Source organism: Pseudomonas sp. GW821-FHT09C10 (assembly GCF_059418085.1).
Window position 1 is genome coordinate 637,750 of sequence record NZ_JBWKPE010000001.1, and the last position, 14,716, is coordinate 652,465.

Consider the following 14,716-nt stretch of genomic DNA (forward strand, 5'->3'; position numbering starts at 1 on the left):
ATGGCACCTGGAAAACACTTGCTCAGCCTCACCCTGCTGAGTGTGCTGGCCGGTTGTAGTACCCAACCGGCAGGCAACGCCGCCTTGATGATCCAGGAACAAGGCAGCTTCGCCGCCGGCGGCACGATGGCCAGCGCCCCCGGCACCTTCAACCCACGTTCGCCCATGAGCCCTGACGGCCAGACCTACCATGGCGACCACGCCTACACCTTCTACCAAATCCCGGTGAATGCGCGGCCACTGCCTATCGTCATGTGGCACGGCGCCGGCCAATTTTCCAAGACCTGGGAAACTACCGCCGACGGTCGCGAAGGCTTCCAGAACCTCTTCCTGCGCCGCCAGTTCGGTGTGTACCTGATCGACCAGCCGCGCCGTGGCAATGCCGGTCGCAGCATGGTCGAGAGCACACTCAAACCGACGCCGGACGAACAGCTCTGGTTCAACCAATTCCGCATCGGCCTGTGGCCCAACTATTTCGAGGGTGTGCAGGTTGCCCGAGATGCGCAGACCCGTGAACAGTTCTTCCGCGCGATGACGCCCAATACCGGGCCGTTCGACATGGAGGTGGTGTCTGACGGTGTGTCGGCGGTGTTTGACAAAATCGGCCCCGGCCTCCTGTTCACCCACTCGCAAGGTGGCGGGCCTGGCTGGTTGACGGCGATCAAGAACGACAAGGTCAAGGCCATCGTTGCGTTCGAGCCGGGCAGCAGCTTCATCTTTCCTCAAGGTGAAGTGCCCGCGCCGATTCCCAGCGCCTTCGACACGGTGCAAGGCACAGCGATGCCGCTGGACCAATTCGTAGCGCTCACGCGGATCCCGATCCTGATCGTCTACGGCGACAACATCCCGGAACAGCCGGTTGACCTGCCGGCCCAGGACAGCTGGCGCGCGCGCCTGAAAATGGCACGGCTGTGGCGCGATGCCGTCAACCGACACGGCGGCGACGTAACGCTGATCCACTTGCCGGAAATCGGCATCAAGGGCAATACCCACTTCCCCATGTCGGACTTGAACAACGTGCAGATCGCCGACCTGGTGTCGCAGTTCCTCAAGACCAGGCACCTGGATTGACCCACGCGCTCAGCCCTTGCGAGCAGCCGCTTTTAATGACTCAGGAGCATCATGTGAACATACTGAAAAACACCTTCATGGCCGCACTGGTCGGGCTTTCAGCCGGTGAAGCCCCGGCCGCAGACTACAAAAAAAACCCGTTCACCCTGGCTTACGACGGGGCCATCAGCCAAAACCAGCCCGGCCAGGTCAACATTCATCCGGTCACCTACAAGCTCAACGGGCTGGACATCGCGGCCAACGTTTACACACCGGCCCACTACGATGCCGGGAAGGCCTATCCGACGGTGGTGGTCGCGCACCCCAACGGCGGGGTAAAAGAACAAGTCGCCGGTTTGTATGCCCAGCGCCTGGCGGCACAGGGCTACATCACCATCGCCGCCGATGCGGCCTACCAGGGCGCCAGTGGCGGGCAGCCGCGCAGTGTGGACAAGCCGGCGAACCGCATCGAGGACATCCACGGCATGGCGGATTTCATCGCTCAGTTCGCCGGCGTCGATAGCACGCGCCTGGGCCTGCTCGGTATCTGTGGCGGCGGTGGCTATTCGTTGGCGGCCGCTGCAACCGACAGACGCTTCAAATCGGTAGCGACCGTGAGCCTGTTCAACTCCGGCCGGGTCCGTCGCAATGGCTACAACGACTCGCAACTGGACAGCGTCGAGCAACGCCTGCAACAAGCTTCTGCCGCGCGCGCCCAGGAAGCGGCCGGTGGCGCAGTGCTCTATTCCGGTGATGCCAACCTTACCGACGAGCAGATCGCCAAGCTGCCCTTCGCCTTGTATCGCCAGGGCTATGCGTACTATTGGAAGACCCACGCGCATCCGAACTCGACCTTCAGATACACCACCAGCAGCCTGCTGGACCTGATGCGCTTTGACGCGACCGACCGGATCGAGCTGATCCATCAACCGTTGCTGATGATCGCCGGCAGCCAGGCCGACAGCCTTTATATGACCCAGGATGCGTTCCCCAAGGCTACCGGCACCACGGACAAGGAGATGTTCATCATCGACGGCGCCACCCACATCGAGACCTACTGGGTGCCCACGTACGTCGACGCAGCACTTGGCAAGTTAACCTCGTTCTATGGGAGAACCCTGTGATCGCGCGCATAATCATGCCCTCCGCATGAGAGGCACTCATTAATGTCCCGCGCCAATCTCAACGACCTGCAAGCCTTCGTGGTCATCGCCCGCGAAGGCAGTTTCACCCGCGCCGCCGCACAGTTGGGTGTTTCACAGTCGGCCCTCAGCCACACCATGCGCGCGCTGGAAGCACGCCTAGGCGTGCGCCTGCTGACCCGCACCACCCGCAGCGTATCGCCCACCGCGGCGGGCCAGCGGTTGTACCTGACCATGGCACCGCGCTTCGAGGAAATCGAGCTGGAATTGACGGCGGTCAGCGCGTTTCGCGACACCCCGGCGGGCACCGTGCGGATCTCCGCCTCCGAACATGCGGCGAACAATATCCTGTGGCCGAAGTTGCTGAAGGTGCTGCCCGACTATCCGGATGTCAACGTCGAAATCACCGTTGACTACGCGCTTTCCGACATCGTCGCGCAGCGCTACGACGCCGGCGTGCGCCTGGGCGATCAAGTGGCCAAGGACATGATTGCCGTACCGATCGGGCCCGCGTTACGCATGGCGGTCGTGGGCGCCGCGACGTATTTCAGGCAACGGCCCACGCCGACAGTGCCCCGCGACCTGGCCGAGCACAACTGCATCAACCTGCGCCTGCCCACCCACGGCAACCTGCTGCAATGGGACTTTGAAAAAGACGGTCATGAACTCAAGGCCCGGGTCGAAGGCCAATGGACCTTCAACAGCAGTTTGCCCATCCTGCGTGCCGCAATTGCAGGCTGCGGGTTGGCGTTCCTGCCGGAAGACATGGTGTTGAACGAGGTGGCCGACGGCAGCCTGGTGCGGGTGCTGGAGGACTGGTGCCAACCCTTTGCGGGTTACCACCTTTACTATCCTAACCGCCGTGAGCAATCGTCGGCGTTGGGGGTGGTGATCGATGCGCTGCGCTATACGGCTTGAGCCCCATGGCATCCGCCGCGATGCTTGGCGGCGGTAAAGCGCCGCTACTGCAACGGCACATAAATATCGGTCTGCCATTGATCCTGCGGTGTCTCGGGGAAAATGCTCAGGTATTCGAAAAACAACGGCTGGTCCCGAAGCTCCTCGCCGCTGCCAGGCAGCCAGTCGCGGTAGATCGGATAGATCGACTCTGCGATGTGATCCGGCGAACCCACGTGACGCACCACCACACAGCGCCCGCCGGGGATGACGCGTTCAGTGACGCCGAACTCATTCGCGGCCAGCGCCTGGTGAATCTCGCCGCAAATGGCAAACCGGAACTCGTCGGCCGGGGTCGTATCAGGGTTGTCGAAAGGAATACCGAAGCTGCGACTTGAAGCCACCGGCGACTGCCCGCTGTGCATGCGCCACGCAATGAATGTCTGCACGCTTTCATTCACGCGCCCTGGGGCCCCGCGGTGCTCGAATGCGGCCACCTTGACCGCAGGAAACTCCACAATTCGTACCTGCATAATGATGCTCCTGGAAAAGTAAGGGACGCTGAATACCCCGCGCCAGAGCTGCCAATCCGGTCGTTTCCGGAATGTGCTCGGCGCCATGCCGAACGCTCGCCTGAACGCCCTGGCAAAGGCTTCAGGACTTTCGAAGCCGGCCCCCAGCGCCGCCTCCAGCACCGAATAATCAGCGCGGGAAGACAAGTCATGTGCCGCGCGGCGCAGGCGCATCAGTTGCACATAGCGCGCAACCGGCATGCCCACGAACGCGGTGAATTGCCGATGGAAGTGAAACACCGAAAAATGCGCCACCTCGCTCAGCGTCTTCACCGACAAGTCACCTTCAAGATTCGCGTCGATATAAGCGAGTACGGCGTCGAAGCGCTGTGTGTAGGCGGCGTTTCCTGGCAAGTCAGACACGGGTTGCAAGCTCCGGGATAGGCGTTGGACGATAGGATCAACTATACCGACAGCCTGCGCCTAGCCGTGCTTGCTGAGGTGGATGTGCCAGCACGGATTCACAAAGGAAGCCTGGCAATCACCTTGATCTCGAACTGGTACCCATACAGCCACGTAACCCCCACGCCAGTCAGCGTCGGGTGCGGCGCCTCGCCCCAGAACTCCGGCACCACCTTCCAGATCGTCTCGAACCTGGATTCGGGATCGACGATAAACACCGTCACGTCGATCACATCGTCAAAGGTGCAGCCGGCAGACCCCAGGATCGCATTCAGGTTGTTGAACGCCAGGCGGACCTGATCCTCCAGATCGGGCTCGGGCGAGCCGTCTGCATGGCTGCCGACCTGCCCCGACACGAATAAAAAGCCATTGGACTTGATGGCCGGTGAATAGCGATTGCGCTCATACAGCGCCTGGCGTCCAGGCGGAAAAACCACATTACGCTGCGTCATGGAAACCTCCATCAAAGGGTCGAGATTGACCCGCAATTAACGATGGGCAGACTCTAGGGGCTTGTGCCAGGACGATAAACCAGCAACATTGGCCAGCACTGTTTGTGAAACCCAAACAATCGATCGCCGAGGCCGTCATGGACCGTTTTGATGCAATGCAGGCATTTGCTCGCGTGGTGGAAGCCGGCAGCTTCACCAAGGCCGCGGAGACCCTGCACATGAGCAAGACCACCGTGACGCAACTGGTGCAGCAGTTGGAGGCACGCCTGCGGGTCAAATTGCTTAACCGCACCACGCGCAAAGTCAACGTCACGGCCGACGGCGCCGTGTACTACGAACGCGTGCTGCAACTGCTGGCCGACATGGACGACGCCGAGACCAGCCTGTCCAGTGCGGCAACCCTGCCCAGGGGCCGCCTGCGCGTGGATGTGCCGAGCCCGCTGGCCAGCATGATCCTCGTCCCCGCGTTGCCTGGGTTTTACGCGCGCTACCCGGACATCCAGATCGACATGGGCGTCAGCGACCGTATCGTCGACATGATCGATGAGAACGTCGATTGCGTCGTGCGCGGCGGTGAACTCACCGACCAATCCCTGATGGCCCGGCGGGTAGGCGACCTGGCGCTCGGCGTGTTTGCCGCGCCGAGCTACCTGGCACGCGTAGGTACGCCCGCCCACCCACGGGAACTGGAAGACGCCAACCATCGTATCGTCGGTTTCCTGTGGGCACGCACCGGCAAACCCTTGCCCTATGCCATGCGCAAGCACCAGGAAAGTCTCCAGATCAAGGGCCGCTACGCCCTGGCGGTCGATGATGGCAATGCCTACCTCGCCGCCGGCCTGGCGGGCCTTGGCGTGCTGTGGTTGCCCAGCTACATGTCAAAAGCCTTCGAGGACCGGGGCGAATTAGTACCCTTGTTCAAGGACTGGCACCTTGATCCGATGCCGCTTTACGTGGCCTTTCCGCCAAACCGGCATATCAGCCTGAAGCTGCGCGTGTTTATCGAATGGGTGGCTGAGTTGCTGGCCGTGCATGCGCCTGTCAGTGGGCGACAGGATGGGTGCTGATGGACGCGTGTATGGGTTCGCTGATCGACCGGAACAAGCAACCTCTACTGCCTTTCAAGGCTTCTCTTCAATCGGCGCAGATGACTACTGACGATCACTTTATGGGCGAGCCCTACCGGTAACATGTAGATGCGTCCATAGAGGTTATGCGTGACGACCGATGATGTGATGGTGAGCACACGATCTGTTATCGAAAGGCAGATCATGACATCCAGATGCCTGTCACGCTCGGTAAGAACCAGGATATCGGAGGCGCTATGCTCCACTAGAAAGAAATCCAGGTGTTCGCCTGCGTGTACCGTTTTTCGCGCAACGCCGGAGAACCCGCCGATTCGCTTCACACCGAATAACGAAGAAATTGCGTCCCTTATTCGGAAAGCCAGCCGCATGGCCAGCCCCGGCTCAGCCGTTGTGATGTTCCACGCGTCAAGCATGGTGATTCCAACGGGGAGCTGAACCGACCTAATGTGGTAGTAATCGAGCTCCGACAGTGCACGCAACGTGTGAGCTGGTGATGTGATAGGCAATTTTCATCCCGTCCAGTGGGCCAATTTTCATTCCCGATAACATCCGAGGCTGAGTGCTATGCGGCTATGTTACGTCAATGTACAGCCGCCATGAACGTCCCCTCCCTGTCCCTTCCCCGTGTATCGCAAGTGGGCGAACATATCCCCGCCATAGTATGGTTGCTGCCTCCAACCCTCACAGGATCTGAAGGTTACCCATGCGTTTACTGTTTCCCCTGACCGTCAGCTTGACGCTGATCGGCTGCGCCACCACCAAGACCGACGTTCGCTCAGCACGTTCAAGGCCGGCTGCGTGATTACCGTCCGCCAGCTCTCCACCCAGGCCGACACCACCGTTGAAACACCGCTGAGACCGCAGGTGTGTGCCAAAACGCCGTCGGGCTGGTACACCGTGACTCCAGCGTCCTTGCCTTGATCGTCCCGGGACAGTTGTTGAACGGCAGTTTCACTTGACTCATGGTGTTGCTCAAAGGCCTGGAGAAAACAGCCCGTGCATCGTCCAGCCTCCCGCACCTCTGCCTCGGCACCACCGGCCCAAGAGGCATTCAGCGTGACGGTTCGAGTCAGTACCGGATACCCAGTCAAGGGTTGTTTTTCTCCGATGCAGAACGGGCTGATGCCCTCTGGCTTCGCCACTGCTTGACGAGCCCGCGACGGTTGCGCGAGTAGCAATCGCGCAAGACCTCTACCTTGACGATGCGGTCTATGCGGAATAAACGAAAATCTTCGCGCAGCTCACACCAGGCGGCGATAAAGCGTCGTGACTCCACGAAGCCCAACATGATTGGCCAAATCGTTCGTTCTGATGGCGCACCGGCCTCGGCTGCGTACAGGATGCGCATCTTGCGTTGTTCACCCATGGCTTGGCGAACAATGTGCAGGTCCAGTTCAACTGCATCCTTGTTTTGGTGCCCGATATAAAACGCATCATCGTCCAGTGCGTTTTGCATGGAGGGCGGCAGCACGGCGCCAATCTTGGCTAATGCGTTCTGGGCGGCACGCGCAAGGGCCTCGTCCGTCTGGCGGCTGACCCACTGGGCGCCTGCCGCGAGCGCATGAATTTCCTCCTCGGTGAAGGACATGGGCGGCAAGAGAAAACCGGGACGCAGGACATAACCCACTCCGGCTTCGCCCTCAATGTCAGCCCCCATCTCCTGGAGTGTCGCTATGTCACGGTAGATAGTGCGTAGAGAAACACCCGCTTCACGCGCAAGTTCTGAACCAGACACCACCCCACGGTGGCGACGAAGTACCTGCATAAGCTCAATCAATCGATGGCTGCGTGACATGTTCAATCCATAACAACGAGGCCTTTGCCGTTGAGCTTGAGGCCGGCTTCAAGCTCAGCGATCAAGCCGGCTGCGTCAGACAGTGAAACCACCCGTGCAACCGGCAGTCCAACTTTCCCCTCTTTCGCCGCCTGGGCAAGGCCTTCAAGGATGTCGGATCGTGGGGTGCACACAATGGGCTTCAGTCTTCGATTGAGGATAGAACGGATCAACTGACCTGGCGTCGGGTTGATATCCAGAAAAACGCCGTTTTTGCGCAATAGTGCAAGCCCGACTGCGGTCGACATGGTTCCGGCGGTATCGTAGACAACGTCGAAGCGCTGGTCGATCCTGGACAGGTCGGTTGCACGATAGTCGAATAAGGACTGCATGCCTGTCGCTCGCGCCCTCGCCATTGCCATTGAGCTGCAACTACCCGACACCACAGCACCCAGCATATGTGCGAGCTGCACGCTCAGCGCCCCCACGGCCCCTGTGCAGCCATTGATGAATACATGCGCGCCGGGCCCTACCCGCGCTTTGTCTACGAGACCATTCCAGGCGGTGACACCTGGCGTTCCGAGGCATGCGGCGTCCTCGAAGGGAATGGCGTCCGGCTTTTTGGCAAGGAAGGTTTCGTTGGTCACCACGGCACTGCCAAATGCGCCACTTTCCTTGAGCCTTGCAAGCCCGAACACCGCATCACCGGCCTTGAAACGCGTTACACCTGGGCCGACACCGATTACGGTGCCGGAGAAATCGCTTCCCATTGCGCGGGGGAAAGACTTCCCCGTCACCCACTTCAGGTGGCCGTTACGTACCTTCCAATCAATGGGGTTGATGGACGCACACTTGACCTTGACCGCGACCTGTCCTTTTCCGGGCGCCAGCAACTCGAAGTGTTCGAGTTGCATCGTTTCCGGGCCGCCATACGCGTGATACTGAATACGTTTCATAAAACACTCGCTTGAATGTGGCCCACCTGTTTCCTGTCAGCGTTGGCGCCGCCGCGCTGGAGGCACGGCAGCAATAGCCAGGAAGTATCAGTGAGGCCGCACCGTGGACATATAGCTGGCAAACGGCGTGGCGTCGTAAATCACATGGGTGCCTGCAAGCTTGCCGTCCTTGACCTTGATCAGCTCGGCAATCACCGAGTGCGGCACCGGATGAGTTTGCGCGTCATAGACCACGACGGCCTGGTCGTCATCACCATAGACGGCGAGCAGCGTAAAACCGGTGATCATGCGGGCAAAGCCGTCGTGGAATGCGCGAAACCGCTCAAGCCCTTTCGTCTGGCCGATCGGTGAGGTACAGACAACCTCTTCGGCCGAGATCGAAAGAATGGTCTCGACATCTTTCCTGGCGATTGCATCAACGTAAACACGCGCGATATCAAGGGCGTTACCGTTGGTGGTGTTCATGATTGGCTTCCTGTTGAGTGGGACGCCAATGTATCCCGCCGTAGTGACAGATTCTGTCAGCATTGTGTGGGTCAACCCGGCCGATACAGGAAGGCTCACCTCGACACCGATTTCGAATCCCGGTTGAGTGAATTCACGATAACGACCAGCCTGGGAGCGCTCTTACTCGATCAGGCTTTCCCTTTCCCGATCATTGCGGCCTTGGACCTCGAGCCCTGATCCCCCCGCGTACGTTCAGCCTGCTGTTTTTGCTCCTGCTTGAATTGCTGCTGCCAGCGCGCCAGCGCCTCAGCCCCGTCCGATGCCTGCACGGCCCATGGCGTCGACGCGATCATGCCGAAAAGCGTCCAGATAAGGAGTTGCTTCATTTCATCTCACCTTGGTTGTTTGAACTGGAATGGATGCGGATATCCGCGTTGGTAATGCTTGAATAGGTGTCGAGCAGCCCGGCTAACTCCTGGTAGCCCGCCGCCAGAGCGTGAGCCCCCAGCCGGGTCAATGATCTCGACGTCCGACGTGCCTGAGCCGCGCTGATCGCGGGAGTGGAGGCATACCGTGAAATACGCCGCTCGCCCCTTTGCGCACACGTGGCGATTGCCGAGTCAGGTTCCAGCTCCCGTGTCTGGCGTTGCAAAGTCAGCAGCCGGCGACTCAATTGAAGGGACACAGAGCCGGCCCGGGCCGCCGGTTGGTGACCTGCGCCCAAGAGGGTCTGCAAGGCGACCAAGCGGTGCTGTTGCCGGGCCTGCCACTTGAGCAGGTCCATGCGGCGTCCGTGCCGGAGTAAGCGCCGGGTGTCCCTGTGCAGCGCCTGGGTCAGGACGTGTACATGGCGGGCGGATTGCCCCGGCAGTAGCTGGAAGGCCAGCAGGCAGATGGCAAGCGCTACCAGCCAGGCGAGCGCTTGATTGGCGAAGTCCGTTAAGTCGTACTGGGCCGTGCCGCCGGTGCCGACGAGGGTGTTGAACGCGATCAGGTAGGCAATGCCCTGCAAGGCGTGGCGCGGCCGGGTGGTGGCATGAATGCCGACGGTCCAGAAGGCAATCAGCACGATGCTGAGCAACGCGAACCCGCTGATGTGCGGCAACACCAGGAACTTGCACGCCGCTGCCGTTACGATGCCGTAGAGCGTCCCCTCGAAGAAGCGGCCGATGCCTTGAGCGGGCGCCGGGCTGGTGGCCAGCAAGGTGCAGCACGGGCCCAACACTGCCAGCAAGGTTGGCCCCTGGTCCCAGGCGCTCAGGTACCAGACCGCAGCGGTTGCAAGCGTGGCCACCAGGGCGCGTAGACCGTTACGCAGCGCGGCGCCGTAATGGCGGTGGAAACCCACGGCGCGGGCCGGCGTCCGGGGCGCGCGCTCAAGGCAGGCAAAGCTCAGCAAGGCGCTGGACAGGTCTGCCAATTGTTCACTCAAGCACTGCTGGCTTTGACGGTTTTCATGGGCCTGGGCGAGGCGGTGCTGCATCTCCCGGACATGCTCGGCTGCCACGGAAAAACCCGGCTTTGCGTCGGCCAGCTGTTGCAGTTGCGCGCCCATTCGAACGAGGGAAGGCAAGCCACCGTGGTTGAGCGGTGACTCGTCCAGGATCACCCCGTGCACATACGCAAGCCCTGCCTGCAGGGTCGCGAGCCTGGAACGGATCAGGCGCGACTCGCCTCGGCCGATCCCGAGAAGCTCGTCCACCTTACCCACATCGATGGCGAGCTGGCCCTGCACACTAGCCAGTTGCGCGCCCTGCTCGCCCTCAATTCGCAAGGCCAGCAATCCCAAGGTACGGGCGGCGATGTCCTCAAGTGCCTTGTTCAGTTTGGACTCGACGGTCTTGCGGCTGAACAACGTCGCTACCAGACTCAGGCTCAACACCCCGAGAACCACGGCTGTGCCCCGCGCCACGATATGCTCGAAACCTTGCTGCGGGGCGACAATGGCCGGGCCCAGGGCAAGGCAAACCGTATAGCCTGCGACCACTGCCGCCGTGGCCTGGTAGTGCCGAAGCACGGTCATGGCTCCGACACAAAGGCCGAGCCACACCCCGACCCCGAGGATGAACAGCAGCATTTTTTGCGCGAACAGGCCGGTCAGGGCCAGGGCGGCGAGCAACCCCACCAAGGTTCCCAGTACGCGATTGAAGCCCTTGCCGACCACCGCGCCCTGCAGCGGATGGATCAGCAGCAACACGGTCGAAGCCGCCGAGAACGGCGCCTCCAGGTCCAATTGGAAGCCCAGCCACAGGGCCAATGTGGCCGCCGCAAGACTGCGCAGCACATACCCCGAGGTCTCGGGCGACCATGCCCCGAGCATTCGCAGTGCGCGGGCCATCACATGAAATCCTGCAGCCACTGGGTAAGCCGCCAATGGGGGTCGGCCCCCGCCTCGGCGACTTCGATACTCGCGGTCATTCCCGCCGCCAGCTCCACGCCCGGTGGCACCTTGTCCAGCTCAATCCGAACCGGCACACGCTGGGCCAGGCGTATCCAGCTGAACGTCGGAGCCACCTGGGGCAAGCCGCTGTTACTGCGCAACTCGTTGCCGTCGGCAATGCCTCTGCCGAGACTCGCCACATGCCCTTCAAGCAGCGGTGCAAAGCCCATGAGCTTGATGGACGCCGCGGCCCCCACGCGAACACCGGGCAGCTTGGTCTCCTCGAAGTAAGCGGTGACCCAGAAGCTATGGCTGTCGACCACAAAGATATTGGTATCGCCCGCCGCCGCGTAGTCACCCGGCTGCAAACGCAGCTGGGTCACATATCCGTCGACCGGTGAACGAACCGTCGTGCGCTGCAGATCCAGCTGCGCGTGGTCCAACTGGCTCTGGGCCGCGTCCACCCGCGCCCTGGCCACCGCCAGGTCCCGGGCCGCATTGTCGGTCTCCTCCCGCGCAATGGCATCGCCGAGTTGCTGGCGACGGCTGAGCTGTGAGCGGCGCTGTTCGAGCACGCTGCGCGCCTCGGCAAGCTCGGCCGTTCGCTGTTGCCGGGCCAGCAGATAGGCGCTGCGGTCGATCTGGTACAGCAACGCGCCCTTGGCGACCCACTGGTTGTCCTCGACCAGCAGTTGTTCAACCTGGCCGGACACTTCGGGGGCAATACGGATGACTTGCGCGCTGACCCGCCCGTCCCGTGTCCAGGGGGCCAACTCATAGGCGCGCCACAGCTGCGTACACAACAACAGCGCGGTCAAGCCGAGCATCAGGGTGACGAGGGTCTTGAGCAGGTGTTTGATCGTCATCGCCCGCGCCTCAAAACTTCAGCACAAGGATCGAGAGAACGATCAACGACATGCAGAAACGCGCCATGCTCGGGTGCCAGGCCCAGTCCAGCCAGGGCCGCACGATCCGTTCCAGCAGTGCGTAAACCACGGCGGTAACGCTCAGGTAGAGCAAGAAAGGCGGCAGGTAGAGGTGGGCAATCGTGATTTCGCTCAGCATCGTTGAATCTCGCAGTCGGCAAAGGCCTTGCTGACGATGGTAGGGACTGCAAGGCCGTGCCGATATTGAGTATGCTGCCAAGATATAATCAAATTCAGACAATCGAGGTGGCGCGACATGGACGAGACACGTCTCTACGGGGTTGATCAATTCGAACTGGACAGTTTCGACCAGCCCGCAGTGGCGTTGATGCTGGGGAGCCAGGGAAACGACACCGAGTTCCCCGTCCATACGCACCGCAAAGGCCAACTGGTAGTGGCGTATCACGGCGGCATCGTGTGCACCGTAGAGGATGGCGTGTGGATGGTGCCGTCGGGGTTCGGCGTATGGATTCCGGGCGGTATTGCCCACAGCAACCGGGTGACCGCCAACGGCATGATCGGCTATCTGTTCGTCGAGCCCGGTGCGGCCGCGCTACCGCACACATGCTGCACGCTGGTGCTGTCACCGCTGGTCCTGGAATTGATCCTGCACCTGAGCGCCCAAGCCCAGGACTATCCGCCGGCGTCTGCCAATGCACGCGTGGCGAGTGTGCTCCTCGAACAGTTGGAACTGGCCCCCTCGGAACAGCTGTACCTGCCGCTTCCGGCCACAACGCAGCTGCGTTTCATCGCACGGGGGTTGGCCCAGGACCCGTCAAATCGCTGCACCATGGCCCAATGGGCACGCCAGGTCGCCATGAGCGAGCGTTCCCTGGCGCGCTTGGTTAAAAGCGAAACTGGGCTAACCTTTGGCCAATGGCGCAAGCAATGGCAAATCATCGTGGCCTTGCAGAGCCTGGCCGAGGGCGAATCCGTGCAACGCACCGCCGAAGCCCTCGGGTACGAGTCGGTCAGTTCGTTCATCAGCATGTTTCGCAAGACACTGGGCTCGCCGCCGGCGCGGTACATGCGGCGGACCGCAACACATCAGCGGGGATCCCGGTTGGCTGATGAAGCTTTACCCGTCGAACGGTCTAAATTTGCAGAATGACGTGCCGATAGGCTGGATGTAACCCAAGGAGGCGGTTTCCCATGTTCAATACAAAAGCCAAGAACCAGCTTCACGCCCAGGCAGCCGAGCTGTTGGAACTGCGCCAACTGCGCGATGGCCTGAACCGTGAAATGCTGACGTTGAGCATCGACTCGACATTCAAGATCACCGCATGCAACGACAACTTTGCCAAGTCGTTGGGCTACACCCCGGAGCAACTTCGAGGCCGTGCCATGGCCGAGATCGTCCCGCAGTACGTCTCCAAGCTGCCCTGCTTTCATAATTTTCGAGCGGCGGTAGCCGCTGGCAAGTCCATTACCGACGATTACCGCTACCTGCATGCCGACGGCTCATTGATATGGCTGCATGCACATTGGCAGCCGATCACGGATGCGAGCGGCCAGTTGAGTCATGTCACCTGCTATGCAACGAACATTACCGCCCGGGTAGAAAAAGCCTCGGAAAACACCTCTTTCATCCAGGCGTTGCTGCGCTCGACGGCGGTGATCGAGTTCGACCTCTCCGGGCATGTCATCACCGCCAATGAACAGTTCCTGCACGCCATGGGCTACAGCCTGGAACAAGCCAAAGGCAGCCACCACCGGATTTTCTGCAGACCAGAGGAAACCTCGTCGCAGCACTACAAGGATTTCTGGGCAACCCTGAACAGGGGCGAGTTTGTAGCCGGCCGATTTGAACGCGTTGACAGTCGCGGCCAGACCGTGTGGCTGGAGGCAACCTACAACCCGGTGTATGACACTGAAGGCACACTGTGCAAGGTGGTCAAGTTCGCCACGGTGGTCTCCGACCAGGTTGCCCGGGAACAGGAAGTCAGTGGCGCGGCGCAAACCGCGTTTGAAATTTCCCGGCAGACCGATGTCAGTGCCGAGCGCGGAGCCGTGGTAGTCAACGATACGATGCATACCATGCATAAAATCGCCGCTGATATGCAGGCGGCGGCCGGCGGAGTCGAAGCCCTCGGAAAACAGTCACTGCTGATCAGTTCGATCATTCAGACCATCAGCAGCATTGCCCAGCAAACCAACCTGCTGGCATTGAATGCCGCGATTGAAGCCGCCCGTGCAGGCGAGCAAGGTCGCGGTTTTGCGGTGGTGGCTGATGAAGTGCGGCAACTGGCCGGGCGCACCAGCACGGCGACGGAGGAAATCGCCTCGGTGGTGCTGCAGAACCAGAAACTGGTGGATGAGACCGTCGCCGAAATGGCCAACAGCAAATCCCAGGCAGAGCAAGGTCTTGAACTCGCCACGCAGGCAGGCCAGGTCATTGTGGAAATTCAGGACGGCGCCAAGCGGGTGGTCGACGCGGTGGGCAGGTTTGCCAATCAGGTGGCTTAGCTCGCCCGCAGTGGCGCAGGCGAATTCGAGAGCGATGACATAGCAATCGACGGTAGCCACTGTGAAGCTGTCTTTTGAGGGTCGGATGCAAATGAACTATTTGCTGTACGCCTGCCCCAGATTCAACGCCTGGGATGCCTGCAAAAACCAGTGACTAAAGGGGT

General features: G+C 60.9%; 15 protein-coding genes and 2 pseudogenes. 7 read left to right on the forward strand and 10 right to left on the reverse strand.

The annotated features are described in order from the left end of the window. From AC07OT_RS02965 to AC07OT_RS02975, 3 genes are all read left to right on the forward strand, one after another. Complete coding sequence (locus AC07OT_RS02965) at positions 1–1,071, forward strand: alpha/beta hydrolase (RefSeq protein WP_495107414.1); 1,071 nt, start codon at positions 1–3, stop codon at positions 1,069–1,071. 77 nt (positions 1,072–1,148) lie between these two features. Then, positions 1,149–2,174, forward strand: coding sequence for an alpha/beta hydrolase (locus tag AC07OT_RS02970; protein WP_495107522.1), 1,026 nt, complete (start codon positions 1,149–1,151; stop codon positions 2,172–2,174). Positions 2,175–2,216: 42 nt separating this feature from the next. After that, positions 2,217–3,110, forward strand: a complete 894-nt coding sequence (locus tag AC07OT_RS02975; RefSeq protein WP_495101526.1) for a LysR family transcriptional regulator — start codon at positions 2,217–2,219, stop codon at positions 3,108–3,110. A 44-nt stretch (positions 3,111–3,154) separates the two neighbouring features. Here the strand turns inward: AC07OT_RS02975 and AC07OT_RS02980 are convergent, their stop codons facing one another. Together AC07OT_RS02980 and AC07OT_RS02985 are read right to left on the reverse strand one after the other, a co-directional pair. Continuing rightward, complete coding sequence (locus AC07OT_RS02980; protein WP_141157612.1) at positions 3,155–4,024, reverse strand: AraC family transcriptional regulator; 870 nt, start codon at positions 4,022–4,024, stop codon at positions 3,155–3,157. Between the two features lie 98 nt (positions 4,025–4,122). After that, the gene (locus AC07OT_RS02985; RefSeq protein ID WP_065941717.1) at positions 4,123–4,515 is read right to left on the reverse strand and encodes a RidA family protein; all 393 of its coding nucleotides are present in this window, start codon (positions 4,513–4,515) and stop codon (positions 4,123–4,125) included. Between the two features lie 137 nt (positions 4,516–4,652). Here AC07OT_RS02985 and AC07OT_RS02990 point away from each other — a divergent pair, with 137 nt between their 5' ends. Next, the gene (locus tag AC07OT_RS02990) at positions 4,653–5,582 is read left to right on the forward strand and encodes a LysR family transcriptional regulator (RefSeq protein ID WP_495107415.1); all 930 of its coding nucleotides are present in this window, start codon (positions 4,653–4,655) and stop codon (positions 5,580–5,582) included. A gap of 44 nt (positions 5,583–5,626) precedes the next feature. Here AC07OT_RS02990 and AC07OT_RS02995 read toward each other — a convergent pair whose 3' ends face one another. From AC07OT_RS02995 to AC07OT_RS03030, 8 genes are all read right to left on the reverse strand, one after another. Next, positions 5,627–6,109, reverse strand: coding sequence for a DUF2867 domain-containing protein (locus AC07OT_RS02995; protein ID WP_495107416.1), 483 nt, complete (start codon positions 6,107–6,109; stop codon positions 5,627–5,629). A 581-nt stretch (positions 6,110–6,690) separates the two neighbouring features. Beyond that, positions 6,691–7,398, reverse strand: a complete 708-nt coding sequence (locus AC07OT_RS03000; protein WP_495107417.1) for a helix-turn-helix transcriptional regulator — start codon at positions 7,396–7,398, stop codon at positions 6,691–6,693. A gap of 2 nt (positions 7,399–7,400) precedes the next feature. Then, positions 7,401–8,333, reverse strand: coding sequence for an NAD(P)-dependent alcohol dehydrogenase (locus AC07OT_RS03005; protein ID WP_495107418.1), 933 nt, complete (start codon positions 8,331–8,333; stop codon positions 7,401–7,403). Positions 8,334–8,420: 87 nt separating this feature from the next. Then, positions 8,421–8,798, reverse strand: coding sequence for a nuclear transport factor 2 family protein (locus tag AC07OT_RS03010; RefSeq protein ID WP_495107419.1), 378 nt, complete (start codon positions 8,796–8,798; stop codon positions 8,421–8,423). Positions 8,799–8,968: 170 nt separating this feature from the next. Continuing rightward, positions 8,969–9,166 carry a hypothetical protein gene (locus AC07OT_RS03015; protein WP_495107420.1) on the reverse strand — a complete coding sequence of 66 codons (198 nt, stop codon included), beginning with the start codon at positions 9,164–9,166 and terminating at the stop codon, positions 8,969–8,971. Continuing rightward, positions 9,163–11,118, reverse strand: coding sequence for an FUSC family protein (locus AC07OT_RS03020; protein ID WP_495107421.1), 1,956 nt, complete (start codon positions 11,116–11,118; stop codon positions 9,163–9,165). The genes AC07OT_RS03015 and AC07OT_RS03020 overlap by 4 nt, the downstream gene beginning before the upstream one ends. Continuing rightward, positions 11,118–12,026: an efflux RND transporter periplasmic adaptor subunit gene (locus AC07OT_RS03025; RefSeq protein WP_495107422.1), complete on the reverse strand. Its 909-nt coding sequence runs from the start codon at positions 12,024–12,026 to the stop codon at positions 11,118–11,120. The genes AC07OT_RS03020 and AC07OT_RS03025 overlap by 1 nt, the downstream gene beginning before the upstream one ends. Positions 12,027–12,036: 10 nt before the next feature. Further along, positions 12,037–12,225 carry a DUF1656 domain-containing protein gene (locus AC07OT_RS03030; RefSeq protein ID WP_495107423.1) on the reverse strand — a complete coding sequence of 63 codons (189 nt, stop codon included), beginning with the start codon at positions 12,223–12,225 and terminating at the stop codon, positions 12,037–12,039. A 117-nt stretch (positions 12,226–12,342) separates the two neighbouring features. On the opposite strand from AC07OT_RS03030, the gene AC07OT_RS03035 reads away from it, so the two are divergent. The 3 genes and pseudogenes from AC07OT_RS03035 to AC07OT_RS03045 all read left to right on the forward strand — a co-directional run. Then, positions 12,343–13,197: an AraC family transcriptional regulator gene (locus AC07OT_RS03035; protein WP_495107424.1), complete on the forward strand. Its 855-nt coding sequence runs from the start codon at positions 12,343–12,345 to the stop codon at positions 13,195–13,197. A 131-nt stretch (positions 13,198–13,328) separates the two neighbouring features. Further along, positions 13,329–14,015 (forward strand): annotated as a pseudogene (locus AC07OT_RS03040) (PAS domain-containing protein); the annotation flags it as partial. A gap of 102 nt (positions 14,016–14,117) precedes the next feature. Next, positions 14,118–14,552 (forward strand): annotated as a pseudogene (locus AC07OT_RS03045) (methyl-accepting chemotaxis protein); the annotation flags it as partial. Between the last annotated feature and the right edge of the window lie 164 nt (positions 14,553–14,716).